The organism is Paraburkholderia sp. RL17-381-BIF-C, assembly GCF_046026435.1.
In the GTDB taxonomy this organism is placed as follows: Bacteria; Pseudomonadota; Gammaproteobacteria; order Burkholderiales; family Burkholderiaceae; genus Paraburkholderia.
Genome location: NZ_JARESX010000055.1, coordinates 22,723 through 46,767, shown reverse-complemented (window position 1 = coordinate 46,767; position 24,045 = coordinate 22,723). Strand labels below are relative to the sequence as shown.

Genomic DNA, 24,045 nt, shown 5'->3' with positions numbered 1-24,045 from the left:
GGTGACGGCGGAAGACGTGGCAAAGTTGCGTAAGTCGACGCACGCGGCGCGCTAGTTCTGTCAGGCGGCATACAAAAAAGCGTTCAACCGTGCCGAGCGGTTGAACGCTTTTTATTCGCCCATCGCTGCACATTTCAGCGATGCTGGCCCACCTTCTGCCGTTTCTCCAGGACCCGCGCGTACCACGTCAGCGGGAAGCACATCGCGAAGTAAATCATCGCGACCATGCCGTAGATCGGGAACGGGCGGAACGCGGCGTTGGTGATCATGGTGCCGGTCTTGGTCAATTCCGTGAAGCCGATGATCGACGCGAGCGCCGTGCTTTTCACCACCTGCACGAGAAAACCAACCGTCGGCGCCACGGCGATTTTCAGCGCCTGTGGCCACACGATATAGCGCAACTGCTGGCCGAACGTCATGCCGAGGCTTGCGCCCGCGGCCCACTGACCACGCGGCACGGCTTCGACGCAGCCGCGCCAGATGTCGACCAGATACGCGCTGGTATAGAGCGTGAGCGTGACGGTGGCCGCGACCCAAGGCGATACGTCGACACCAAGCAGCGGCAAGCCGAAGAACGCGAGGAAAAGCTGCATCAGCAGCGGCGTGCCTTGAAACACTTCCACGTACACCACGACGATACGGCGCAGCCAGGCGATCGGCGACACGCGCATGGCGAGCAGAATCAGCCCGACAATGCCGCCACCCACGAACGCGATCAACGAAAGCAGCACCGTCCAGCGGGCGGCGAGCAACAGATTGCGGGCAATGTCCCACAGCGTGAATTCGACCATGATCAACGCTCCGTGGGCAGAGTGCGGGCGCCGCGCCACATCAGGCGGTTGCGCCAGTTACGCGGCGCGCTGTCGTTGCCGCGCGCCGCACGGCCCGCGAACAGACCGCGGCCCAGCCGGTTGAGGATTTGCCGCAGCACGATCGACAGCAATAGATACGTGGCGGTGATGATCAGGTAGCTTTCGAACGAGCGGAAGTTGCGCGACTGAATGAAGTTGGCCGCGTAGGTGAGATCGGGCACGGAAATCTGCGAGACCACCGCCGAGCCGAGCATCACGATCAGCACCTGGCTCAGCAGCGCAGGAAACACGTTGGCGATGGCCTGCGGCAGCACGACATAGCGAAACACCTGCCCTCCGTGCAAACCGAGCGCCTGCGCGGCCTGCACCTGGCCGCGGGAAATCGAGTCGATGCCGGCGCGCACGATTTCGATCGCGTACGCGCCGAGATTGACGGTCATGGCCAGAATCGCGGCCTGCACTTCGTCGATATGAATGCCGAGGCTCGGCAAGCCAAAGAACACGAAGAACAACTGCACGATGAACGGCGTATTGCGGATCAACTCCACATAACTCGCCACCACCCAGCGCGCCCATTTCGGCCCGGCCACCGCCACACTCGCGCCGGCAATGCCGACAATCGCGCCGAGCACGGTGGAGACTGCTGTCAGCCCCAATGTCACGGCGACGCCGCGCGCGAGCATGCCCGCATAAAGGCCGAAGCCGCTGAAATCGAACGCATAAGTCATGGCGTGGCGCTCATCGTGAGGTCAAACTCCGGCGCTGCGCCACGCAGGCAATCTCCTCGCGGGATTACGCTTCGTGGCGCGCGCAAAAAAGGTTCAGAGGTCGGCCGGCAGCGGCGCGCGCAGCCATTTCTGCGAAATCGCGTTCATGGTGCCGTCCTTGCGGGCCTTGGCAATCGTTTCGTCGACCTTCTGCTTCAGACGCGGCTCGTTCTTGTTCAAGCCGACGTGATCGGGCGAGCTGAACAGCGAAAACTTCTGCTCGGGATCATTGGCCGGATGACGCGCGAGAATCGTGGCGCCGACGTCGTTGCCGACTACCATCAACTGTACCTGACCAGAAAGAAACGCCGAAATTGCGCCGTTAGGATCGTCGAAACGTTTGATGTTCGCGGTGGGCGGCGCGATCTTGGTCACGCTCAGGTCTTCCAGCGTGCCGCGCGCGACCGAAATCGACTTGCCGGCGAGGTCGGCGGCGTTCTTCACGGGCAACGCTTTCGGGCCGAACACGGCGAGGTAGTAGGGCGCGTACGGTTGCGAGAAATCGATCACCTTCTCGCGCTCCGGCGTCTGGCCGACCGACAGCAGCATGTCCGCCTTGTGGTCGGCGAGGTAAGCCATACGGTTGTCACCCGTTACCTGTACGAGCTCGACCTTGGCGTTGAGCGCGCGGCCGATCAGGTTGGCGACGTCGATGTCGTAGCCCATCGGCTTCATGTCCGGTCCGATCGAGCCGAACGGCGGATAGTCTTCGAATACGCCGATGCGCACCGTGCCCGACTTGGCGATGGTGTCGAGCGCATCCGCATGCGCGGTGGACGGCAACGCGCTCAGCGCGCCGAGCGCGGTGAAGGCGAGCGACGCGGCGAGTGTGGCGAACACCCGGCGGGTGCTGGATTGGGCAACGGGGCGCTGGTTCATGGTCTGTCCTCTGTCGAAAATATCGGTATTGGAATGGGCGAATTCTTGAGTGATTCAGTGGTGCGCTCGAGTGCCTGAGTCTTGCACGAGGTCAGTGCGCCGCGCGCGCGGCGATCAGCTTGCACGCATGCGGCGGCAATTCCGCGAACACCGGCATGCCGAGCGCGAGCCCCGGCGTTTCGCGCGGCGTGGTGGCGGCGGTGAGCGTAAAACCGGCGCAGTCGATGGTCGCTTCGAGCGATGCGCCCACGTCGCGGATAAACGTCACGGTGCCTTGCAGCCGGTTCGGGCCCGCCGCGTCGGAAGCGGCTTTCACGCACACGTCTTCCGGGCGGATCAGCAGACGGATATCGCTGCTGGACGCCGGCACGCGCGCCGGCTGCGCCACGCTGATGCGACGGCCGCCCGGCAGGCTCACGCCGCCCGCGCCATCGTACGTGACCGGCAGGATATTGCCGAGGCCGATGAAGTCGGCGACGAATTCGCTGACCGGATCGCGATAGATGTCGAGCGGTTTGCCGACCTGGGCGATGCGGCCTTTCTCCATTACGACGATCTCGTCGGCCATTGTCATGGCTTCGCGCTGGTCGTGCGTCACCATGATCGTGGTGATGCCGAGACGCTGTTGCAGCAGGCGGATTTCCACCTGCATCGCCTCGCGCAGCTTGGCGTCGAGCGCGGAGAGCGGCTCGTCGAGCAGCAGCAGTTTCGGCTGCGACGCGACGGCCCGCGCAATCGCCACGCGCTGGCGCTGGCCGCCGGAGAGTTGCGTGACCGGCCGGTTCGCCATGTGCGGCAACTGGATCAGGTCCAGCAATTCGGCCACGCGCCGCGTCTGCTGGTCCTTCGCGGTTTTGCGCAGCTTCAGCGGATACGCGACGTTCTGCGCGACCGTCATGTGAGGAAACAGCGCGAGCGACTGGAACACCATGCCGAAGTCGCGCTGGTTCGCCGGCAGGCGCGTGATGTCGCGTCCGGCGAATTGAATGCTGCCGGATGTGGGCGTTTCGAGACCGGCGATCATCCGCAGCAGCGTGGTCTTGCCGCAGCCGGACGGGCCGAGAAAGCACACCAGCTTGCCGTCGGGCACGCTCAGATCGACGCTGTCGACGGCATGCGCCGCGCCGAAGCGCCGGGTCACGGCCTGCAACGTTAAATGGGTCATCGGATGCTCCAGCAAGGGGTCGTCATGAGCGCGTGTTCGAGGGGGGCAGTCACAGTGCCACGCCTTCGTCGCCGATCAGCTTTTCGAGCAGCCAGATCAGCGCGAAATCGATCGCGACAATGAATACGGCGAAACAGAACACGGTCGGATCGAGCGACGACACCGTGCGGCTATAGAGCCACACCGGCAGCGTCATCGTATCGATGCCGTAAAGGAAAAACGTCACCGTGAATTCGTTGAACGAGACAATGAACGCGAACAGCATGCCGGCCAGAATGCCGGGGCGCATCAGCGGCAGGATCACGTCGACGAGCGCGCGGCCGGGACTCGCGCCCATTACGCAGGCGGCCTCTTCGAACTCCGGGCCGATGGCGGCGACCGAGGCCGCGCAGTTCTTCACGGTAAACGGCAGCGCCAGAATCACGTGCGCGATGATCAGGCGGAACACGCCGAGTTCGACCGGCAGCACGTTGAACACCAGCAGCAGCGACAGGCCGAGCATCACGAGCGGATAGACGAGCGGCAGCGCGACTAGCTGTTCGACCGCGGGCTTGCCGCGAAAGCGGTAGCGGCTCAGCGCGTAGGCGGCGGGCACCGAGACGAGCGTGGCGATCACCATGGTGGAGAGCGCAACGATCAGGCTCGTGCTCAAGGCGGCGCCCATCGACAGCGAGTCGCTCGCGTCCGGTGACACGAAGCTGTGCCACGCGGCGCGATACCAGTGCAGGCCATAGGCGTGCGGCGGGAATTCGAGCGTGTCGGCCGCGCTGAACGACATCGTGATCATGGTGAGGATCGGCAGCGCGGCGAGGAACAGAACGATCGCCGCGAGCAGGGCGGTGGCCTTGCCGAGCTGGCCGGGCATGACGGAAGGCCAGCGCGGTGAGCGGGGCGATCGCGGCTGCCGGCGAACGACTTGCGCGGTTTGAACAGGCGTGCTCATGCGTGAGGCTCCTCGGCGAGACGTTGGGTACGGCGCACGAGGCGCTGCGACAGCGCCATCACGGTCAGCGTGGCGACCATCAGTACGACACCCGACGCAGAAGCCGCCGGCCAGTTCAGCAACGGCGCGACCTGATCGTGGACCAGCACGGCGAGCATCGGCACGCGTCGTCCGCCGAGCAAAAGCGGCACGGCGAACGCGCTTGCGTTGTAAGCGAACACGAGCAGCGCGCCGGACACGAGGCCGGGCATGGCGAGCGGCAGCAGGACGTGACGCAGCGTTTGCCAGCGCGTCGCGCCGAGCGTGGCGGCGGCTTCCTCGTAAGAAGTCGACACTGCGCGCATCGCGCTCGAAAGGGGCAGCACGGCGAGCGGAAACGCTGTCTGGATCAGCCCGAGCAGCACGCCGTTTTCGCGGTACAGCCACATCAACGGGCGTTGCACGAGGCCGCTGCCGAGCAGCGCGTGATTGAGCAGGCCAGCCGGCCCGAGAATGATCAGCCAGCCATAACCTTGCAGCAGCAGGTTGACGAGCAGCGGCAGCAGCACGCCGGCCAGCAGGAGGCGCCGGGCGAGCCGCGACTTCGTGCGGGCCATGGCCAGCGCGACCGGAATCGCCAGCAGCACCGCGCAGATCATGCTTTGGAATGCGAGCTTCAACGTGAGCCACAACGACTTCATGAAGTAGCCGTCGAGCAGGTCCGCGTAGTTTTGCAGCGTGAAACCGCGCCACTCGTTGCCTTGCGTGCCGAAGCTCATGCGCAGCACCACCAGCGCCGCCGCGCCGAGAATGGCGAGAAACAACAGGATCGGCGCGAGCAGCAGCCACGGCCGGGCCTTTTCCATCGCGCTGGCGGCGGGCGCATCGGGCACGAGATCGGGCCCGGCGTCCGGCATCGTATTTGACGAAGCAGCGGACGCCGCCGAAGCACGACGCGAAAAGCGCGCGAGCATCGTGGTCATGCCGAGAAGATTTCGGTGTAGCGCTTGATCCATGCCGGCTGCACGACGGCGAGCGCCTTGTCGTCATGCAACACGGCCTTCTCGGCGATCTGCTGCGGGCTCGGCACGAACGCACGGCTCTCGGCGGGAATCACCGCTTTCGAATTGACCGGGCCGTTCAGCACGTCGGCGGCCATGCGGCCTTGCACGCCCGCGTCGAGCGAGTGGTTGATGAAGGCGTGGATCAGATCGCTGTCGCCCGGGTGCGACTTGGGGATCACCGTGAACATCAACTGCGTGGCGAAGCCTTCCTTCATGCCGTAGGTCACGCCCATCTTGTATTCGGGCTTGCGGATCTGGTCGGGGAAAAACGCCGGCGAATAAATGCCGCCAATATCGAGCGAGCCGGTGCGGAACAGATCGGCCACCTGGTTCGGATTCTCGCCGAGCGTCATCACGCGATCTTTCAGTTGCATCAGCTTCTTGAAGCCCGGCTCGATGTTCTGCTGCGAGCCGCCGTTCATCTTCGCGGCGATGATCGCGAGGTCGACCGCTTCGGCCCACTCGGGCGGCGGCAGGAACAGGCGGCCGGCGTACTTGGGATCCCACAGCGCTTCGTACGATGCCGGCGCGGTCTTCACGGTCGAGGTGTTGTAGATCAACCCGTCCGACCACAGCAGATAGCCGACGCCGAAGCCGTTCGCGCCCGTGCGGTATTGCGGCGCGACGTCTTTGAGGTTCGGCAGTTTGTCCAGATCGGGCTTCATCAGCAGGCCGGCGTCGCCGAGACCCGCTGCGCCGACGCCCGCCAGGGTAATGACGTCGTAGGTGGGGCGATCGCCCGCGGCCTTCACCTTGGCGACCATGCCGGAGGTGCCGTCGGCGCGGTCGGCAATCACTTTGGCGCCGGTTTTCGCCGTGAAGGTGGCGGCGATGTTGCGCAACGCGGCCGCGCCTGTGTCGTCCGACCAGGTCAACAGACGCAGCGTCTTGCCGCTGAAGTTGTGTTCCTGCGCGCGCAGGTTGATGAACGGCATCGGCAAGGTGGACGCCGCGAGTGCCGCGCCGATCGTCTTGATGGCCTGCCTTCTACCCCGTTTGATCTCTTGCATGGCGGTCTCCTGTGTTGAACGCCTGTTGCCTGGTGATATTGCTGTAACCGCCGCCGATGCAGCGCCTCTTCGCGTTGCGTGCCGATGCTGCGTGTGGATGCACTCTAGGTTTGCCAAAATCCCTCAACAAACGAAATATGCGCATGGAGGGTATGACGTAATCTCATGCGACGGCCGTCACGCGATCCGGCTGGCCTACACCGGTCAGACGGCGGGAGCGCCTAGGCAGTGGCGCATGCGGGTTAACGTCCATGTTTTGCCGATGTTTCGTTTGCCCACGGAGGTATGAGGAAAGCTCAGTTCTGGTGCGACTGAAAGCGCGTCTCGCCCTATGTTGGTGCGTGGCAGGCCGGCGGACCGCGAGATCGGGCTGCGACATGAGCCAAACGCATGGTTGCCGCGGCGGCCGCTTCTCGTGCTGCAACCCGTGATCGCGTATCCTATGGGCTCGACAGACGTTTCAGCGGCAAGCGTTAAGCGGTACCGCAACGTCCACCAATGACTTTTTCTGATCCCGGATAAGCCGATGCGACGCCTTCCGCCGCTCAACGCGCTGCAGATTTTCGAAACGGTGGCGCGGCATCGCAGTTTCACGCGCGCCGCCGACCATCTCTGCCTGACGCAAGGCGCGGTCAGCCGGCAAATCATCGCGCTCGAGGACTACTACAAGTTTCCGCTCTTCAAGCGTCATGCGAAAGGCCTGACGCTTACCGCCGAAGGGGAATTGTTGCTGCCGGCCGTGAAGGAGAGCTTTGCGCGCATCGAGGAAATCTCGCTGCGCCTCACACGGCAGCGCACCGACCTCGCGCTGAAAGTGCCGACCTGTGTGATGCGCTGGATGCTGCCGAAAATCATGCGCTTCCAGGCCGAGTATCCCGAACTCCACGTGCAGATCACGACCACGTGGCAGCACGACGTCGATTTCCAACTCGAACCGTTCGACGCCGCGATCATCTACGGCTCGTCGCCCGGTGCGGATGTGCAGGCAGTGCCGTTGTTCGAGGAGCGCCTGACGCCCGTGTGCGCGCCCGATCTGCTGAAAGACAAGCCGCTGGCCGAAGTGGCCGACCTCGCGCGCCATACGCTGCTGCATCCCACGCGCGATCATCGCGACTGGAAGATGTGGCTCGCCAAGGTGACCGAGGTGGATGCGGCGAACGCGCCCACCATCGACGCCGAGCACGGCCCGAGCTTCGACACGCTCGATATGGCGACCAACGCCGCGCTACAGGGCTTCGGTGTTGCGATCAGCGACCTCGCGCTGATCGACGAGGACGTGGCGGCCAAGCGCCTCGTGCGGCCGTTCGATACCGTGCTCAAGACCGGGTGGCGCTATTACTTCGTCTATCCGGATTCGGTCGCGCATCAGCAGAAGCTGAATCTGTTTCGCGACTGGATCGCGGCGCACTGGGAAGAGTAGCCCGCAGCGTCAGCGCCCGATCAAGGCGCGAACGAGAGAAACAGATACGCCGCGAACAGCGACAGGTGCACCGCGCCTTGCAGGATCGTCGTGCGGCCGCTGCTGAGCGTGAGCGTGCCCACTATCAACGTGAGCACGAGGAGCACGGTTTCCTTGCCGTCGATCCCGAGCACGAGCGGCTGACCGGTGTACAAAAATACGCCGGCCACGGTTGGAATGGTCAGGCCGATACTGGCAAGCGCCGAGCCGAGGGCGAGATTCAGGCTGTTTTGCAAGCGATCGACGCGCGCCGCGCGCACGGCGGCAAGCCCTTCAGGCAGCAGCACCAGAGCGGCGATCACAATGCCGACCACGGCCGCCGGCGCGCCCGCGTTCTTGACCGCGGTTTCGACCACCGGCGAGAGGACCTTGGCGAGCAGCACCACCGCGACGAGACACACCAGCAGCAAGCCGCCGGCTGCCAGCGCCTGAGCGGCGGTCGGCGGCGCGGCGTGGACGTTTTCATCCGGCGTGCCGGCGAGAAAGTAATCGCGATGGCGCACGGTCTGCACGAACACGAATACGCCGTACAGCACCAGCGAAGACACCCCGGCGAACGCCAATTGGGAAGACGACAGAAGCGGACCCACGCTGGTCGTCGTGTAATTCGGCATGACGAGCGTCAGCACGGACAGCGAGGCGAGCACGGCCAGCGCCGCCGAGGCGCCACGGCTCTGGAAATCCTGCTCGCGATGCCGGATGCCGCCCACCAGCAGGCAAATGCCCACAATCCCGTTGCAGACGATCATCACGGCGGCAAACACCGTGTCTCGCGCGAGACCCGCCTTTTCCGGGCCGGACGTGAGCATGACGGAGACGATCAGCGCGACCTCGATCACGGTGACCGCCACCGCCAGCACCAGCGTACCGAACGGCTCGCCGACGCGATGCGCGACCACTTCCGCATGATGCACCGCCGTGAAGACGGCCGCACACAGCGCCACGCCGACCAGCGTGAGCAGCACGCCGCTGCCCGGCATGGCATAGGCGATGCCGAGCACGATCCACGCCACGAATGGAGCGGCAATGGTCCAGCGGGGGAGAACGGTCGCGGGCGTGGTCATTCGGGGCCTCCTTTTCGATGCTTTTATTCGGTGGTGCTGCGGGCCCGGACGGCTTGCCCTTCCGGGCCAAAGCGCGCCTGGATGTTCAGGTGGCTTGTAAGCAGTATGCTCTAACGCTTTAAATTATAAAGAATAATGGTCGGCTAGGCGGCGCTCCATTGGCGCGGAGATTGACGAGGCGCCTTCGGCATCCTGTGAGCGCAAATGGTAACTGTCAGTGAGAGGAACTGGATAACGCAGAATGGCGCGGCCGGCATGGGCTCACGCGTTGCCAGGGCGCGGCGAGCGGGGACATGTGGTTTCGTTGGCTGGACCCGAGCGGCCGGGCAAATCCCGGCGTGCGGGCAACCTGCGCTGCACTACGCGGCGCCCGGCGAAGCCGCCGGGAGTCGCGCCAGGGCGCCAGCGCTCCGTGAGAGGGAACTGGCGCCCGGTCGTGTCGTTACGACGGGTTCACCCGATTACTGGCCGACCGGACGAATCGTCAGGGCGTTCTTGACCGACGTCACACCTGCCACGCCTTGTGCTGTCTGAGTGGCCAGGTCGACCTGCGGCTGCTCAGGCACGGAGCCGGCCAGCGTCACTGCGCCACCGCGCGCGCGCACGGTGATGTTCGACACGCTCAGACCCTTGGTCTTCGACAATGCGCTGCGGACTTTGCGTCCCAGGGCGCGGTCGGCCGCCTTGGTCTGCTTGGCCGACGGCGATGCCGATGTGGCAGCCGGGGCTGCTGCATCGCTGCTTTGCGCATAGGCATTGAGGGACGCGAGAACGATCAGCGCGCTGCCGATCATCTTGATTGCCGGAAATGCTTTCATTCAACTCTCTCCTATTGTCATTGGCACTGCGCCCCCGGAATGGGGCGGTGCGCTACACCAGCGGGTACATCGGGATCAAATCTGAATGGAACGGTGCTGCGGATCGTGCGAATGCTTTACGTCTTTACGCTGATTCGGGCGGGCCGAAACACACGCGAGCCGGCAAAGGCTGTGCTGCAGGCCGGAAACACACGATACTCCAATTAGTGCCATGGTGATGGCAACGCCGTACGCAAGTGAGGTTTTGCTACAACGATTGGGCCGATGAAAACAGACCGATGGCGTCGTATTGCTTGATATCGGGCGCGCATTGCTGTATTTGCGATTAATTTTGCGGCGAGTTTTGGCGCCAATAACCGGCCGGTCGAACTGTCAACTATTGGGCGGGGCATCTCACGCTTGTGACTCACTCGAATCTCTCGCCTCTCGTGGCTTCAATACAAGGCCTGACGCATGCGGAAACAGCAACTTCCAATCGTGCCATTGCTTCGTGACGATTTACCACTCGATACCGTTGAACTCGCGCGCTTCATGATCGGCAAATATCTCGTGCACGATCTGCCGGAAGGGCGCATGAGCGGGCGAATCGTCGAAACGGAGGCGTATCCGGTGGGGGACTCGACGGGCCATGCATTTATCGGCCGCCGTCCGTATAACCGTTCGCTGTTTCTCGCCCGCGGTTACGCGTATGTGCGGCTGACCTATGGACTCTCGTACATGCTCAACATGTCCGCCGAGGCCGAGGATGTCGGCGCCGGCATTCTGTTTCGCGCGATCGAGCCGCTCGAAGGCTTGCCGCTGATGGAAGCGCGCCGGCCCGGCGTGCCGCTGCGCGATCTGGCGCGCGGGCCCGGGCGGCTCACCATGGCGCTCGGCATCGGCCAGGCGTTCGATGGTCGGGATCTGTGCGCGGGGCGCGATTTGTGGATTGGCGTCGTGGAGCGTGGCGACCTGCCTGTGGGCGTGACGACCCGCATCGGCTTGTCGCGTGAAATGCATCGACCGCTGCGGTTCTACGAACCGGGCAGCGCATTTGTCAGCGGGCCGCGAAAGCTTCTGCTGACGCCCCAGTCCGGTGCGTCCGAACAGGCGTAGATTTGACCTGTGCTGAGGCGTCTGCCGGCAAAACGCACTCTAATCAGACGTATTTTTGAAATGTCAGACACAAAGGGTTACGATCCCGACAATTATTACGCCAAAGATGCTGGTTGGATGGGGATTTGCGGTAATGTTCGGCGCATTATTGCGATCGCGACAATTATTTATCTCGAAATCAAGGGTTTTCCCTCGACGATCTGGTGACTAGACTGAAACCACTCGCTTCTCACACACCGTGTTTAAGCGACGCAAATAAAACCAAGTCTGGAGGTAAGTCATCATGAAATCGCTCATCAAGGCAGTCGCTATTGCCGCAGTTCTCGCCGCTCCGATCGCTTCTTTCGCTCAGGCGAGCCAGCAACCTGTCACCCGCGCGGATGTACGCCAGGACCTGATCCAGATGGAGCAGGCTGGTTATAACCCAGCCACGTCCAATGATCCGACGTATCCGGCCGATGTTCAGGCGGCTGAGCATCGCGTAGTGGCTCAGAACCCGGCCATCGCGCAGACGCAGGAGCCGGTCGCCGACACCAGTGGTTACGGCGGCGTGGCAAACGGCTCGTCGCAAGCTGGCGGCGTGATCCAGCCGATGTCGGGCCCGAAGGGCGTGTATTTCGGTAACTGATTCGACAATTGACTAGGTGCTCGGGCAGGCGCGTTCAACTCCGTGAGGGGGTGAACGGCCGGATTGTGTGACCGGGCGCTGGTCGAAAGTTGCTGCGGCGGGTGACAGGACGATCGGACGGCAATGCGTCTCTTCACATCCACCCGTCACCCATAGCCGCACGAAGTGGGAATCGCAGTAGTAGTTCGAATTCGCGCACGCCGAAGGCGGCGCGCGCACGGCTTTAAACAGCGAGCGCATGCGAATGCGTCGCGCATCAGCAGCGTCGCCGACACTGTAGCGCCGCTGTACCGCGAAGGTCGCGGCCTACACATTCAAGGAACCTCCGCTGCCGCAAGGTAGCTTTGCCCAACCGTTTTACGGATTGGGCTTTTTTTGCTAGTGCGGGTAGCCGGGCGAGCGCCCTGCGTCAGGGCCGCTCGCCGTGAATATAGAACTCGAGCTGCTGAATGGTGAACTGCTGTTCGGCGATGATGTTCTTCACCAGGTCGCCAATCGATACCATGCCGACCAGCCGGTCATTCTCGATCACCGGCAAGTGGCGCATGCGGCGCTCCGTCATGAGGGCCATGCAGTCGTCGGTGGACTGGTCGGGCCGCACAAAGCGCACGGCTTTGCTCATGATGTCGCGCACCGGCGTGGCCTTCGACGAGCGGTCCAGCAGCACGACCTTGCGCGCATAGTCGCGCTCCGTGATGATCCCGGCGATGCTGTCGCCATCCGTGACGACCAGCGCGCCAATGCCCTTTTCGGCCATCAGCTTGATCGCGTCGTAGACGGAATCGTCGGCCCCGATGGTGAACACAGTGGTGTTGTTCGGTTTCGTTTTAAGAAGCTGTGCAACGCTTGTCATGGAGCGGCTCCGTTTCGCAGTGCAGCACGCCGGCGCGGCGTGCTGTCGTGAGGGACAGGCGATTCCAGTATAGGCCTGACACGGCGCTGGAGTACCCAGGGAATAACTGTGGCGCGCGCGACGTTCAACTCGGGTAACGAACGTTGCGCCGCCGCGCGGCTTCCGTGTCGCGTGCAAGGGCATACGGGTGCGGGACGCCGATTAGCGGTAAACTCCCCAGTCCGTACCTTATTCCCGGTTTGATCGGGTTCATGTCAGCACCACTGTCTAACGCCATGCTCACGTCTCACGATCCGTCGCCCGCAGCAGACGGCGCACTCAACGGCGAATGCGTCGTTCTCGACGCCACCGCCACGCTTCCCACGCGCTACGGCACGTTCACTTCCTATGTGTTTCGCGTGTGTGAGAGCGGCGCCGAACATCTCGCGCTCGTGATGGGCGACGTCGCCAACAAGTCGTCCGTGTTGACGCGCCTGCATTCCGAATGCCTCACCGGCGACGTGCTCGGCTCGTACCGCTGCGACTGCGGCGAGCAACTCGACCTCGCGCTGCGCTACATCGCGGCGGAAGGCTGCGGCGTGCTGCTGTATCTGCGCGGCCACGAAGGGCGCGGCATCGGCCTGTCCAACAAGATTCGCGCGTATGCGCTGCAGGAGCAGGGGCGCGATACCGTCGAGGCCAATCTCGACCTCGGCTTGCCGGACGACTCGCGCGAATACGATTCCGCCGCGGGCATTCTGCGCACGCTGAAGGTCACGTCGGTGCGGCTCATGAGCAACAATCCGGAGAAGTTCGACACGCTGTCCAAGCACGGCATTCCGGTGTGCGAGCGCGTTGCGCTGGCCATCCCGATGCGCGAGGAAAACGAGCGTTATATCCGCACCAAGCAGGTCAAGTTCGGTCACTACTTCGACGAAAACGAATGAGTCACGCGTACACGCCGGCTGCCGTAGCTGAACGGAGGCCGGCGCTGTAGCGGTGGGTTCGTCAATATCTTGCGGCCGGAATTCCGGCCGCTTTGCTTTGGTCCTTTGTTGTGTGCTTGTTGTGTCCTCGTTTTGTCCTTGTTGTGTCCTCGGTATGCCCTCGTTGCGTCGGCTTCGCGCCGGAGCACGGTGGGTCAGAACATGCCGAAGTCGTCGTTGCTGTCGGGAATCGCGTTGAGTAGGTCCCACAGCGCGCGCCAGCCCAACCGTTCCACAACACTCGCCAGGCTGGTCTGCCGGCGACGAGCGCTCGCGTGCGCAGGCGGCGTGGCACGACAGGGCGTCGAAACCTTGCTTGCCTCGATCGAGGCGCGTAGCCAAGGGCAGGTATCCATGCCGTCTCTCCTCGTCCAGTTGGCGTTCAGCGTGCGGTTGTCGTAGCCGGGGCCACGCGCGGCAGAATCGCCGCCAATACTTCCGCCAGCGTCGTCGCGCCGAAACGCCGCTCGCTGATGTCAGTTTCCACGTCGATGCGACCCGCGTTGTGCGCGTCGTACAGGTCGGTGATCAAACGCGCGTGGGGTTCGCCGAGGCCCGCGCCTTCAAGCATCGCGGCCCATTCGCCGCGCGGCGCTTCGCGCGCCACGACTGCACGGCCGGCCAGTTCGCCGATCGTGCGCGCCACGTCCAATGCGCTCACGCGCTCATCGCTTTCGATGCTCACGACCCGCGGCGAGACCTGCGGCGCTCGGTCGTCGAGCAGCAGTTCGGCGGCCAGCGCGCCCACGTCCTGTGCGGCGACGCTCGGAAAACGCTTGCTCAAAGGATGATGCAAACTCGGCAGCACGCCTTTCGCGAGCGCGACCGGCAGCAAGCGAGCCCAGTTGTGCATGTGTTCGGCGGCGCGCAGGAAGGTCAACGGCGAGTCGACGGTTTGAAGTTGCGTTTCGAGCTCGTGGAACAGCGTGGTGATGCCCGTGCCGGCCGCGTGTTCCGCGCCATAGTCGGAGAGCGCGAGAAGGCGCGCAGGCGGGTCGGCGCGCAATGCCGCGACACTCGTGTCGATCGTGCGGCGCATGGCCTGCGCGGGATCGGCGTGCGCATGCGGCACCGGACACAGCAGTTGCACGCCGTGGGCGCCTTCGATCGCGCGCGCCACGCTCGCGGCGTCGAGCAGATCGGCGACGGCGATCTCGCAGCCGATCTTCGTGAGGAATTCGCCCTGGTTTGCGTTGCGGACCACCGCACGCACATGGCGGCCCGCGCGGCGCAATGCCACGGCGCTTGCTTTGCCGACGTTGCCGGCTGCTCCAAAAATCACGAACACGATGCGCTCCTGGTTGGGTCGGTATGACGCCATCTTAGGGACGCGGCGCCCGGCATTCGCGCGAGTAGGGATGGCTTTGCGCAGATTCGGATGATGGGTTGAACTGCCGCGCCTTGGCGGAAGCGTTGAATCACGTAGAGTCGAGCGAAACCGCCAAAAACGCCGCACAATGCGGAAACCTTGGCCGCCATCCACGAGGGACGCAATGAATGCAGTGACACCGATACCGCAACCGCATAGTGGTTCCCGCGTCGTGTTGCGTTCGAGCAGGCTGCTCGGCTGGCAGGGTTTTGGTGCGGAACTGGTCAACGTGTCGGCCGGGCTGCACCGGATACCGGCGTTCAAGCATCACCGCGTCGGGGTGCACGTCGGCGCGCCGGTGAGGGCGCGCTGCCTGTGCAATGAGCGCCGCTACTCGCGAATCCAGGCGCACGGCGACGCCGACGTGATTCCCGCCGGACTCGACGGGCAGTGGAGCGACGAGGCCGCCTGCACGATTTTCAGCGTGTGGATCGGCGAAGCGTTCGCGCAGCGGACGGTCGAGCAACTGTCGTTAAACTCCGCCGACGCGCAATTGCGCCCGCAATTCCAACTACGCGATCCGCGCTTTCAGTATCTCGCCTGGGCATTACGCGCCGAACTCGAAGCCGCCGAGGCATCCGATCCTTTGTACGCCGAGAGCCTGTGTACGGCGATGGTAGTGCGCCTGATCGGCGGTGCGCCGGCGCTCGAGAACAAGCGGCGCACGCTCGCCCCGAAAACAGCCGCGCGCGTGATCGAATTTGTCGAAGCGCATCTGGACCAGCGTCTCACGCTGGGCGAACTGGCGGCGCTCGCCGAATTGAGCGTGCCGCATTTCAAGGTGCTGTTTCGCGAGACGCTCGGCATGCCGGTGCATCAGTACGTGGTGCAGCGGCGCGTGGAGCGCGCGCGCACGCTGCTGCTGCAAGGCAAGCTCAACGCGAGTCAGATCGCGCTCGATACGGGCTTCGCGCATCAGAGTCACATGGCGCATTGGATGGGCCGGTTGTTGGGCGTGACGCCACGCGAGCTGATCAAGTCGAATGGGACTGCGGCGAGCAGTGTCGCGCTCGATCCGCACAATGCCCGCCGCATCGCAGCATCGCGATAAAGCCTCGAGGGCCGCGCAGCATCGCGCCGCGGTCAGCCCGGCGCCGCACCCGTGAGCTGCGCATAGACGTCATGCGACAGTTGCAGCAACTGCTTGCGGTCGATCCCGCCCGAGACCGCATAGCCGAAGTCGCCATCGATCCAGTAAAACACGTTCACCGGGCCGTCCTGATACAGCTTGAACGCCGTCGTGTTCGAGTTCTGCTGGCGACGCGAAATGCACAGCGTGACGCGCTCGCCGTTCGGCCCGCGATACATGAACTGCGCGGTCGGTCCATCGGCGCCGGGCAACAGGCGTCCACCCGAGAGGTTGAAGCCGTTCTTCGAGAGAATCGGCGGATGCACGTTGGTGCCGAGGCGGTTGGAGAGCCACTGCACGAAATCCTGCTCGTGATCGCCGGTGTTCATCTCAGTCGGCCGGTCCACGGCGGGCATGTAGACCACATGCGCCACCGCCGCTTGCCGCGCGAACATTTCGGAGCTGTCCGCACTGACCGGGCGCGTATCCGAGTGGCCGCCCGCAACCGGCGCGATGACGTCCTGGCCCATATGCGTGCCCACGCCGATGCCCACGCCCAACACCAGCGCCGCCGCCATTCCGGCGAATTGCGGCCAGTTCGCGGCAATCCGCCAGCGGCGCGGCGCGGGTGCCTGCAGGCGCTTCGGCACGGGCTCGCTCAGCACGCGGTCGTAGCGCTCGTGGAACATGCTGTTCAAGGAGAAATAATCGCTGATGCGCGCGGCCAGTTCGGGATTCTGTTCGAGCGCGCGCTCCACATCGGCACGGCGTTCGTCGGACAGCGTGCCGTCCACATACGCATGCAGGTCTTCTTCGCCGATCGGCATTTGTTGGTCGCTCATCGCACCACCTGTAATTTCGCACCGGGCTGCGTGCCCGCCATCAACGCCCGTAACCGCTCGCGTCCGCGCGACAGCCGCGACATCACCGTGCCGATCGGAATGTTCAACGCGAGCGCCACGTCGGCATAGCTCATTTCCTCGAGGCCCACCAGCAGTACGACTTCGCGCTGCTCCATCGGCAGGCGCTGCAATGCGTAGTCGAGGTCGCGCATCTCCAGCGAGCGGGTCTGCTCGGAGGGCACGGCAAATTCGCTTTCGGACACGCTTTCGTCGTCGACCGCCACGTGGACGGCGCGCGCCGAAGCCTTGCGCGCCTGATTGGCGAACACGTTGTGCATGATCGTAAACAGCCACGCGCGCAGGTCGGTGCCCGGCTGGAACATGCCGGTACGGCCGAGCGCGCGCTCCAGCGTGTCCTGCACCAGATCGTCGGCGAGGTCGCGATTGTTGATCAGCGCTCGTGCATAGCGCCGCAATCGCGGCACATGCTCCATCAGCTCGTCACGGACATCCATTTTCTATCCCGATCGTGGGGCTTTTCGCGGGCAAGGGGGCATCCTTCAGTCGCAAGAAGAGACGCGTTTGAGGGGCGAACACCGTTGCTTGCACTTTATTCCCCTGCTTTCTGTGAGATCACGTATTGCGTTTCAGCAGTCATCGCATGGTCATCGCGTCGGCGGCGCGCATCAGGCCGTGGGTGCGGGCGTCGCCGGCAACCACGAAACGCTGCCGCTGCGCGGTCCAGAGCAACAGGCGAATGTCGCCGATGCGGCGCGCGGACCACTGCGGCTGCGCCGGCGCCAGCAACGCCAACGCGGAAAGCAGCACCACCGGTTGATTGTCGCCGTTCAGATAGATGAATTCGCTGACCCGCTGAAGCGGGCTCAGCGCGATCACTCTTTGGTCCACGAGGCGCAAACCGATCGCCGAGAGATTCGGCGCGGACGGATCGGCGCGAGTCGGCGACGCCGTGGAGAATTGCCCGGCCGAGCTTTCGGCGAGTGCCATCACCGCGGCATTGTTCAGCGCTTGCGCCGACACCTGCGTCGCGGCGAGCCAGCCGCTCGCCACCGCGAGCGTCAGCGCGAGCGCCGCCAGCGTATTGAGCAGTTTGCGGCTGCGTTTAGATCCATTGATGCGCGCGACTGCGCGGCGCCATCCTGTGGAGCGGCTCGGCACCGGTTCGTCAGTTGTTTGAAAGGCCTGTTGGATCTGCGAGTTCAGTCGGCCGTAAAACGCCACCCGGCGCGCCTCCGCCGGATCCTTGCCGAGATAGTCCCGCAGAAACGCGGCGCGCTCCGGCGTCAGCGTGCCGTCTGCATAGGCCTGAATGTCCGCTTCGGAAAGCGGCGAGTCGGAAGGGGCGTCGGTGGTCATGGTGTCGGCGTGCGTTGGAGGTCGGCTACCGAGGGCGAACACGTATAGCACCGAGTTTATTCCATCTGTTCACGCGCCGATTTCAACGCTACGCGCTTGCCGAAAAAGCACTTTCTTAAGGCCTTCACCAAGCCGCCGGATCGCGAGCTAACCCGATTTCGCGCCGCTTTATTCCCGCTTCCGGATATGTTTTTTCCGTGCCTTCGAGGCAGGAATAAAAGCCATGAGCGTGTGGTTCTCCCTGATGCAAACCCGCACAAAACTCGCTGGAGTTCATCATGAAGAAGATCGCTTTCGTTGCATTGTCCGTTGCTGTTCTGGCCGCATCATCGAGCGCTTTCGCGCAAGGCAAGACCCGCGCTGAGGTGTACCAGGAATTGATCGAAGCGCAGCAGAACGGCCTGAATTACGTCACCGACGCATCGTATCCGGATGTAAGCCCGGTGTTCGCCCAGCAGGTCGCACAACACAGAGAAGCACTCGCTACGCAAGCGGCGGCCGCCAGCCATGGTGCGAGCCAAAGCGCGCAGGACGGCAGCGTCAATTGAAGCTCTGGATACCCGGCGCGCGAATGGAACGGGCGCGCCGGATATCGCACGGAATAGATCGCGGTATGCAGTGTTAGCCCGGTAAGCGCATCTATCCGATCAAGGAGTTTTCGTGGCAAAACCATCCGTTCCCAACCCCGGGCCTCTCTGCGTGCCTTGCAGGCTCGCCGTGATCGGCGCGGCCGTGCTGGCTCTCGCCGGCGGCTTTGCCTACACGGCAGGCTGGCTGACGCCAGCGCGCCTCAGCGCGCCGCGTTTCATCAACACCTTCGAGAAAGTGGCGGGCCAGCCGCATCCAGGCTACCGGCGCAACCATGCCAAGGGCCTGTGTATCGAAGGCTATTTCGACAGTAACGGCGATGGCGCGGCGCTGTCCCACGCCGCTGTATTCGCGCAGGGGCGCACGCCGGTGACGGGCCGCTTCGCGGTGCCCGGCGGCAACCCCTCCGCGCCCGACACCAGTTCGCCTGTGCGCAGCCTCGCGTTGGAATTCCAGCTGCGCAACGGCGAGCAGTGGCGTACAGGAATGAACTCGACGCCCGTTTTCGCGGTGCACACGCCCGAGCAGTTCTATCAGCAACTGGTCGCCGCAACGCCCGATCCGGCGACCGGCAAAGCGGATCCCGCAAAGCTCAAGGCGTTTTACGCCGCCAATCCCGAGACTCAGCCGTTCCAGGCATGGGTCAAGGCGCATCCGCCTTCTTCGAGTCTGGCGAATGGCGCGTATTACAGCATTAACGCATTCCGTTTCACCGACGGCGCCGGCCATACGCGCGCCGTGCGCTGGGCGATGGTGCCCGAGACGCCGTACGCGCCGATCACCGACGCCGAAAAAGCCAAGAAAAATTTTCTCGAAGCCGACCTCGACCAGCGGCTGGAAAACGGCCCGTTGCGCTGGCATCTGATTCTGACCGTCGCCCAACCCGGCGACCCCACGAACGACGCCACGCTGCAATGGCCCGACGATCGTCAGCATATCGACGCGGGCACGCTGGTGATCGATCACACGACGTCGCAGGAAAACGGCGCGTGCCGCGACGTCAACTTCGATCCGACGATCCTGCCGGCCGGCATCGAACCCTCGGACGATCCATTGCTCGCCGCGCGCTCGGCCGCTTACGCGCTCTCGTACAAACGCCGCACGCGCGAGGAAGCGTTGCATCCCGCGATTCATCAAGCCCAGACAAACGGAGCACACTCATGAGGCCGACGCCCACCCATTTCAGTCCGCTCGCGCGTCTGCTGCACTGGACAATGGCGCCCTTGATCATCGCGATGCTGTTCATCGGCGTGGGCATGGTCGCTACCGTCTCGCGCGCGCACAACACGCTGATTGCGATTCACAAGCCGCTCGGCATTGCGTTGCTGCTGCTTGTGGTGGTGCGCGTGGGCGTGCGACTCACGCGCGGCAGCCCGCCGTTACCGGACGATATGCCCACGCCGCAGCGGTTCGCGGCGAAGGCCTCGCATCTCGTGCTATATGCGTTGATGGCGGCAATGCCGTTGATCGGCTGGGCGATGCTGTCCGCCGCGGGCTATCCGGTCACGCTATACGGTCCGCTGCATCTGCCGCCGATCGCACCGCATAACGTCGAGTTGTTCGCGTTGCTGCGCGCGTTGCATACGTGGCTCGCATTTGCCCTGTTCGCCACGGTGCTGCTGCATCTCGCAGCGGCGTTGTTTCATGGGTTGATCCGCCGCGACGGCGTGTTTTCGAGTATGGCGCGCGGCGAGCGTTAGCGGCTTAGCGCTTTACTGCTTCATGCGTTCCGAACGCGGATCGTAAGGCGCCTTCAGGTGCACGGTGGCCGGCAGCCGTTCGCCGGCAACATCGATCGCGTAGCGCCCGCTGCTCAGGTAGGCGGTATCCGCTGCACCGTCGGGATTGTTCACGTAGCCCATCGCGACCGGACAGCCCAGCGTGTGTCCGAACGCCGCCGAGCTGATGAAGCCGACCGGCTTGCCGTCGCGCAGGATCGCCTCGCCGCCCCACAGCATGCGCTGCGCGGCGCCGTCGGCGGTCAGCACCACCATGCGGCGGCGCAGCGGCTCGGCGCGCAATCTCAGCAGCGCGTCGCGGCCGCGAAACGCAATCTCCTTGTCGAGCTTGCACGCGAACGACAGACCCGCTTCGAACGGATTGGTGTCCGGCGTGAGTTCACGGCCCCACGCGCGATAGCCTTTTTCGATGCGCAAAGAGTCGATTGCATAGTAGCCGGCGTTGACGAGGCCGAACGCCTCGCCCGCCGCGTGCAGCGTTTCGTACACGCCCACCGCGAATTCGACCGGTACATACAGCTCCCAGCCGAGTTCGCCGACGTAGGTGAGGCGCGTGGCCCGCACCGTCGCGTAGCCGAGATCCACTTCGCGGCTTTGGCCGAAAGCGAACGCTTCGTTGCTCCAGTCGGCCTTGGAGACGCTTTGCAGCAGCTCGCGCGAACGTGGGCCCATCACGGCGAGTACGGCGTACTGTCCGGTGACGTCGACGAGCGTGCAGTGCTGGTCGTGCGGAATTGCCCGTTCAATGGTGTCGAAGTCGCGTGTGGTTTGCGCGCTGCCGGTGACGAGCAGGTATTGATCGTCGGCGACGCGCGTGAGCGTGAAATCCGATTCGTAGCCGCCGCGCTCGTTGAGCATGCCGGTGTATACCGTGGTGCCGGTCGGCACGTCTACGTCGTTGGCGACGATGCCTTGCAGCACGCTTTGCGCGTCGCGGCCCTTCACGAGAAATTTGGAGAACGACGTCATGTCGAACAGCGCGACGCCTTCACGGCACGCGCGGTGTTCTGCGCCGCTCCAGGGCAGCCAGTTCTGCTGGCCGAAGGCGTAGTCGATTTTCGCTTCTTCAGGCGAGGGCGCAAAAAAGTTGGCGCGCTCCCAGCCCATCTTGCTGCCGAAGCAGGCGCCCTCGTCACGCAACAGCGAATACAGCGGTGAGCGGCGAAACGGCCGCGCGCTGTCGAGTTCGCGATTCGGCCACGGCATCGCGTAATGCAGGCCGAGCGTTTCCTTCACGCGATCGTGCAGCCACGTGTCGTTGCCGTTGAAGCGCGCGAAGCGGCGAATATCCACCGGCCACAAGTCCATGGTCGGCTCGCCCGCCACGATCCATTCCGCGAGCGCCATGCCGGCGCCGCCCGCCGAGGCGATTCCCATGGAATTGAAACCCGCGCCGACGAAAAAGCGCCGCAACTCAGGCGCTTCGCCCAGCATGAAGTTGTTGTCCGGCGTGAACGATTCGGGGCCGTTATAGAACTGCCGCACCTGGGCCGTTTCGAGCGCGGGCACGCGCTGCAACGCATTTTTCATCAGGATTTCGAACTGATCCCAATCGTCCGGCAGCAACTGGAACTCGAAATTCTCGGGAATGCCATTCATGCCCCACGGTTTCGCATCCGGTTCGAAGCCGCCCATGACGAGGCCGCCGACTTCTTCCTTGAAGTAGATAAAGCCGTCCGGATCGCGCATGACCGGCAGATCCGGATGCACGCCGGCAATGCGCTCCGTGACAATGTAGTAGTGCTCCGCCGAATGCAGCGGCACGGTCACGCCGCACAGGCGGCCAACCGCCTTGGCCCACTGACCCGCGCAATTCACGACGATGTCCGCGCCGATCGTGCCTTCTTCGCCGTCCTTGTTGCGCCACGCGAGTCCGCTGACCTCGCGCGCGCCGCTTGCCTTGCCGTCTTGCGCGCTGCGCGTGTGGATTGCCGTGACGCGAGTGTTTTCGACGATGCGCGCGCCGCGCATGCGGGCGCCGCGGGCGAGGGCCTGGGTCAGGTCGGTGGGATTCGCCTTGCCGTCGCCGGGCAGCCAGACCGCGCCGAGCAGGTCGTCGGTGCGCATGACCGGCCACAGGTCGCCGGCTTCCTGCGGGCTGATGACATCGCAAGCCACGCCGTAGGCGCGCGCGACGGCCGCGGTGCGTTTGAGTTGCGTCATCCGCTCGGCGGTGCGGGCCACCGAGAGCGAGCCGCATTGCTTCCAGCCGGTGGCGAGTCCGGTATCGGCTTCGAGTTCGGCGTAGAGCGCGGTCGAATAGCGGATCAGCTTCGTCATGCTCTCCTGGGCGCGCAACTGACCGACGAGGCCGGCCGCATGCCACGTCGTGCCGCACGACAGTTGGCCCTGTTCGAGCAGCACCACATCGGTCCAACCCAGTTTGGTCAGATGGTAGGCGACCGAACAGCCGATGATCCCGCCGCCGACGATAACGACGCGAGCGTGGTTGGGAATGGATGTGGACATGTGTGGAAGTGCGTGGATTGAATTGTCGTAGATTGCCCCAAAAAGACACGAAATGCAACGATCTCTGTCATTGTTGGAAATCCGCTCGTGTCATAGGACCGTCACGCTGCTCAGCCGTGCGTCTCTTCGTTTATCGAGGTCAGGCGTACCTGCGCCGCGGCTCGGCGCGCACCCGCTGCCCGATGGCGCCACAGTGTGGGTTTGCTTGGAAACGCGTGGCTATCAACCCCGAAGAAGCGTGACTTTTGTTAGACTCCACCTGACAGTCACCGCTCAATTTCCATGTTCTCCAACCAGCGCCAAGCCGAAATCCTGCGACTCGTCCGCGAGCAGCGCACCTGCACGATCACCGAACTGGCCGGCCGCTTCGACGTGTCCGACGAAACTATCCGTCGCAATATCAAGCCGTTGATCGCCGACGGCCTGCTGATCAAGGTTCACGGCGGCATCATGCTGCCCGAACGGCTGGATGAACCGCCGTTCCAGCGGCGCATGGCGGCGAGCCTCGAGGGCAAGCGGGCGATCGGCGCGCGCATCGGCGAACTGGTGCGGGACGGCGATTCGCTGATCCTCGAGGGCGGCACGACGTGTCTGCATATCGCGCTGGCGCTGGTCGTCCGATCGCGGCTCACGGTCGTGACCAATTCCATTGAAGTCGCGCGCGTGCTCGCGCCGCGCAATGGCAACCGTGTATTCATCGCGGGCGGCGAGTTGCGCCCGGACGACTGCGCCGCGTTCGGAGATAGCATGCTGGCCTTTCTGCGCCAGTTCCACGTGCGCTACGCGATCGCCTCGGTCACGGCAATCGACATGCAGGGACGTTTCATGGACGCGTTGCCCGCCGACGTGGCCTTTTCGCTGGCGGCCTTCGCTCAGGCCGAGCGGCGGGTGGTCGCGGCGGACCACGCGAAGTTCGGCCATAGCGCGCTGGTGCACGCTTTCGGCGCGGATGCGGTCGACCTGCTGGTAACGGATGAAGCGCCGGTACCCGCGCTGGCTCAGGTGTTCGCCGCGGCCGGGCTGGATGTGGAGGTGGCCACACAGCCAGGTGCGTCCAACGCGTAAAATGGCCGGTTACCACAGGCAATCGA

At 64.1% G+C, this 24,045-nt stretch carries 26 protein-coding genes; 9 read left to right on the top strand and 17 right to left on the bottom strand.

Annotated features, from left to right (window positions below; all coding sequences use genetic code 11):
- Positions 1-134: 134 nt before the first annotated feature.
- From P0D70_RS26945 to P0D70_RS26915, 7 genes are all read right to left on the bottom strand, one after another.
- Positions 135-791 carry an amino acid ABC transporter permease gene (locus tag P0D70_RS26945; protein ID WP_007177020.1) on the bottom strand — a complete coding sequence of 219 codons (657 nt, stop codon included), beginning with the start codon at positions 789-791 and terminating at the stop codon, positions 135-137.
- A gap of 2 nt (positions 792-793) precedes the next feature.
- Positions 794-1,540 (bottom strand): amino acid ABC transporter permease, encoded by a 747-nt coding sequence (locus tag P0D70_RS26940; protein ID WP_091801747.1) that lies wholly within the window; start codon positions 1,538-1,540, stop codon positions 794-796.
- Positions 1,541-1,633: 93 nt separating this feature from the next.
- Positions 1,634-2,458 (bottom strand): transporter substrate-binding domain-containing protein, encoded by an 825-nt coding sequence (locus P0D70_RS26935; RefSeq protein WP_408186704.1) that lies wholly within the window; start codon positions 2,456-2,458, stop codon positions 1,634-1,636.
- A 91-nt stretch (positions 2,459-2,549) separates the two neighbouring features.
- Positions 2,550-3,623 (bottom strand): ABC transporter ATP-binding protein, encoded by a 1,074-nt coding sequence (locus P0D70_RS26930; protein ID WP_408186703.1) that lies wholly within the window; start codon positions 3,621-3,623, stop codon positions 2,550-2,552.
- Between the two features lie 49 nt (positions 3,624-3,672).
- Complete coding sequence (locus P0D70_RS26925; protein ID WP_408186702.1) at positions 3,673-4,566, bottom strand: ABC transporter permease; 894 nt, start codon at positions 4,564-4,566, stop codon at positions 3,673-3,675.
- On the bottom strand, positions 4,563-5,528 hold the full coding sequence (locus P0D70_RS26920) for an ABC transporter permease (protein ID WP_408186701.1): 966 nt from the start codon (positions 5,526-5,528) through the stop codon (positions 4,563-4,565). Before P0D70_RS26920 ends, P0D70_RS26925 begins: the two co-directional genes overlap by 4 nt.
- On the bottom strand, positions 5,525-6,619 hold the full coding sequence (locus tag P0D70_RS26915) for an ABC transporter substrate-binding protein (RefSeq protein WP_091801731.1): 1,095 nt from the start codon (positions 6,617-6,619) through the stop codon (positions 5,525-5,527). The genes P0D70_RS26920 and P0D70_RS26915 overlap by 4 nt, the downstream gene beginning before the upstream one ends.
- A 526-nt stretch (positions 6,620-7,145) precedes the next feature.
- Here P0D70_RS26915 and P0D70_RS26910 point away from each other — a divergent pair.
- Positions 7,146-8,039 carry a LysR substrate-binding domain-containing protein gene (locus P0D70_RS26910; protein WP_408186700.1) on the top strand — a complete coding sequence of 298 codons (894 nt, stop codon included), beginning with the start codon at positions 7,146-7,148 and terminating at the stop codon, positions 8,037-8,039.
- A gap of 20 nt (positions 8,040-8,059) precedes the next feature.
- Here the strand turns inward: P0D70_RS26910 and P0D70_RS26905 are convergent, their stop codons facing one another.
- Positions 8,060-9,142 carry a calcium:cation antiporter gene (locus tag P0D70_RS26905; protein ID WP_091801724.1) on the bottom strand — a complete coding sequence of 361 codons (1,083 nt, stop codon included), beginning with the start codon at positions 9,140-9,142 and terminating at the stop codon, positions 8,060-8,062.
- A gap of 461 nt (positions 9,143-9,603) precedes the next feature.
- Entirely contained in the window at positions 9,604-9,960 is a 357-nt protein-coding gene (locus tag P0D70_RS26900) for a BON domain-containing protein (RefSeq protein ID WP_091801721.1), read from the bottom strand.
- 453 nt (positions 9,961-10,413) lie between these two features.
- On the opposite strand from P0D70_RS26900, the gene P0D70_RS26895 reads away from it, so the two are divergent.
- Both P0D70_RS26895 and P0D70_RS26890 read left to right on the top strand, forming a co-directional pair.
- Positions 10,414-11,055, top strand: coding sequence for a DNA-3-methyladenine glycosylase (locus P0D70_RS26895; RefSeq protein WP_408186699.1), 642 nt, complete (start codon positions 10,414-10,416; stop codon positions 11,053-11,055).
- Positions 11,056-11,338: 283 nt separating this feature from the next.
- Positions 11,339-11,683: a DUF4148 domain-containing protein gene (locus P0D70_RS26890; RefSeq protein ID WP_091801715.1), complete on the top strand. Its 345-nt coding sequence runs from the start codon at positions 11,339-11,341 to the stop codon at positions 11,681-11,683.
- 409 nt (positions 11,684-12,092) lie between these two features.
- Here the strand turns inward: P0D70_RS26890 and P0D70_RS26885 are convergent, their stop codons facing one another.
- Positions 12,093-12,536: a CBS domain-containing protein gene (locus tag P0D70_RS26885; protein WP_091801712.1), complete on the bottom strand. Its 444-nt coding sequence runs from the start codon at positions 12,534-12,536 to the stop codon at positions 12,093-12,095.
- 275 nt (positions 12,537-12,811) lie between these two features.
- Here P0D70_RS26885 and ribA point away from each other — a divergent pair, with 275 nt between their 5' ends.
- Positions 12,812-13,462 carry a GTP cyclohydrolase II gene (ribA, locus tag P0D70_RS26880; protein WP_035516591.1) on the top strand — a complete coding sequence of 217 codons (651 nt, stop codon included), beginning with the start codon at positions 12,812-12,814 and terminating at the stop codon, positions 13,460-13,462.
- Between the two features lie 194 nt (positions 13,463-13,656).
- Here the strand turns inward: ribA and P0D70_RS26875 are convergent, their stop codons facing one another.
- Both P0D70_RS26875 and P0D70_RS26870 read right to left on the bottom strand, forming a co-directional pair.
- Positions 13,657-13,857: a hypothetical protein gene (locus tag P0D70_RS26875; RefSeq protein ID WP_408186698.1), complete on the bottom strand. Its 201-nt coding sequence runs from the start codon at positions 13,855-13,857 to the stop codon at positions 13,657-13,659.
- A gap of 26 nt (positions 13,858-13,883) precedes the next feature.
- On the bottom strand, positions 13,884-14,789 hold the full coding sequence (locus P0D70_RS26870) for an NmrA family NAD(P)-binding protein (protein WP_408186697.1): 906 nt from the start codon (positions 14,787-14,789) through the stop codon (positions 13,884-13,886).
- Between the two features lie 205 nt (positions 14,790-14,994).
- Here P0D70_RS26870 and P0D70_RS26865 point away from each other — a divergent pair, with 205 nt between their 5' ends.
- Complete coding sequence (locus tag P0D70_RS26865; protein ID WP_408186696.1) at positions 14,995-15,921, top strand: AraC family transcriptional regulator; 927 nt, start codon at positions 14,995-14,997, stop codon at positions 15,919-15,921.
- A 32-nt stretch (positions 15,922-15,953) separates the two neighbouring features.
- Here P0D70_RS26865 and P0D70_RS26860 read toward each other — a convergent pair whose 3' ends face one another.
- The 4 genes from P0D70_RS26860 to P0D70_RS26845 all read right to left on the bottom strand — a co-directional run bounded on the left by P0D70_RS26860 (position 15,954) and on the right by P0D70_RS26845 (position 18,438).
- Positions 15,954-16,781 (bottom strand): anti-sigma factor family protein, encoded by an 828-nt coding sequence (locus P0D70_RS26860; protein ID WP_091801703.1) that lies wholly within the window; start codon positions 16,779-16,781, stop codon positions 15,954-15,956.
- Complete coding sequence (locus P0D70_RS26855; RefSeq protein ID WP_091801701.1) at positions 16,778-17,296, bottom strand: sigma-70 family RNA polymerase sigma factor; 519 nt, start codon at positions 17,294-17,296, stop codon at positions 16,778-16,780. Before P0D70_RS26855 ends, P0D70_RS26860 begins: the two co-directional genes overlap by 4 nt.
- Before the next feature lie 139 nt (positions 17,297-17,435).
- Positions 17,436-18,158, bottom strand: coding sequence for an anti-sigma factor family protein (locus tag P0D70_RS26850; protein WP_408186695.1), 723 nt, complete (start codon positions 18,156-18,158; stop codon positions 17,436-17,438).
- Between the two features lie 124 nt (positions 18,159-18,282).
- Positions 18,283-18,438, bottom strand: a complete 156-nt coding sequence (locus P0D70_RS26845) for a hypothetical protein (protein WP_408186694.1) — start codon at positions 18,436-18,438, stop codon at positions 18,283-18,285.
- Here P0D70_RS26845 and P0D70_RS26840 point away from each other — a divergent pair.
- The 3 genes from P0D70_RS26840 to P0D70_RS26830 all read left to right on the top strand — a co-directional run bounded on the left by P0D70_RS26840 (position 18,437) and on the right by P0D70_RS26830 (position 20,446).
- Positions 18,437-18,706, top strand: a complete 270-nt coding sequence (locus tag P0D70_RS26840; RefSeq protein ID WP_091801696.1) for a DUF4148 domain-containing protein — start codon at positions 18,437-18,439, stop codon at positions 18,704-18,706. The two genes, P0D70_RS26845 and P0D70_RS26840, sit on opposite strands and share 2 nt — an antisense overlap.
- A 112-nt stretch (positions 18,707-18,818) precedes the next feature.
- Complete coding sequence (locus P0D70_RS26835) at positions 18,819-19,910, top strand: catalase family peroxidase (RefSeq protein ID WP_408186693.1); 1,092 nt, start codon at positions 18,819-18,821, stop codon at positions 19,908-19,910.
- Positions 19,907-20,446, top strand: coding sequence for a cytochrome b (locus tag P0D70_RS26830; RefSeq protein WP_091801691.1), 540 nt, complete (start codon positions 19,907-19,909; stop codon positions 20,444-20,446). The genes P0D70_RS26835 and P0D70_RS26830 overlap by 4 nt, the downstream gene beginning before the upstream one ends.
- A gap of 12 nt (positions 20,447-20,458) precedes the next feature.
- On the opposite strand, the gene P0D70_RS26825 is transcribed toward P0D70_RS26830, so the two are convergent.
- Positions 20,459-22,954, bottom strand: coding sequence for a GcvT family protein (locus P0D70_RS26825; RefSeq protein ID WP_408186692.1), 2,496 nt, complete (start codon positions 22,952-22,954; stop codon positions 20,459-20,461).
- A gap of 282 nt (positions 22,955-23,236) precedes the next feature.
- On the opposite strand from P0D70_RS26825, the gene P0D70_RS26820 reads away from it, so the two are divergent.
- Positions 23,237-24,019: a DeoR/GlpR family DNA-binding transcription regulator gene (locus P0D70_RS26820; protein WP_408186691.1), complete on the top strand. Its 783-nt coding sequence runs from the start codon at positions 23,237-23,239 to the stop codon at positions 24,017-24,019.
- Positions 24,020-24,045: the final 26 nt, after the last annotated feature.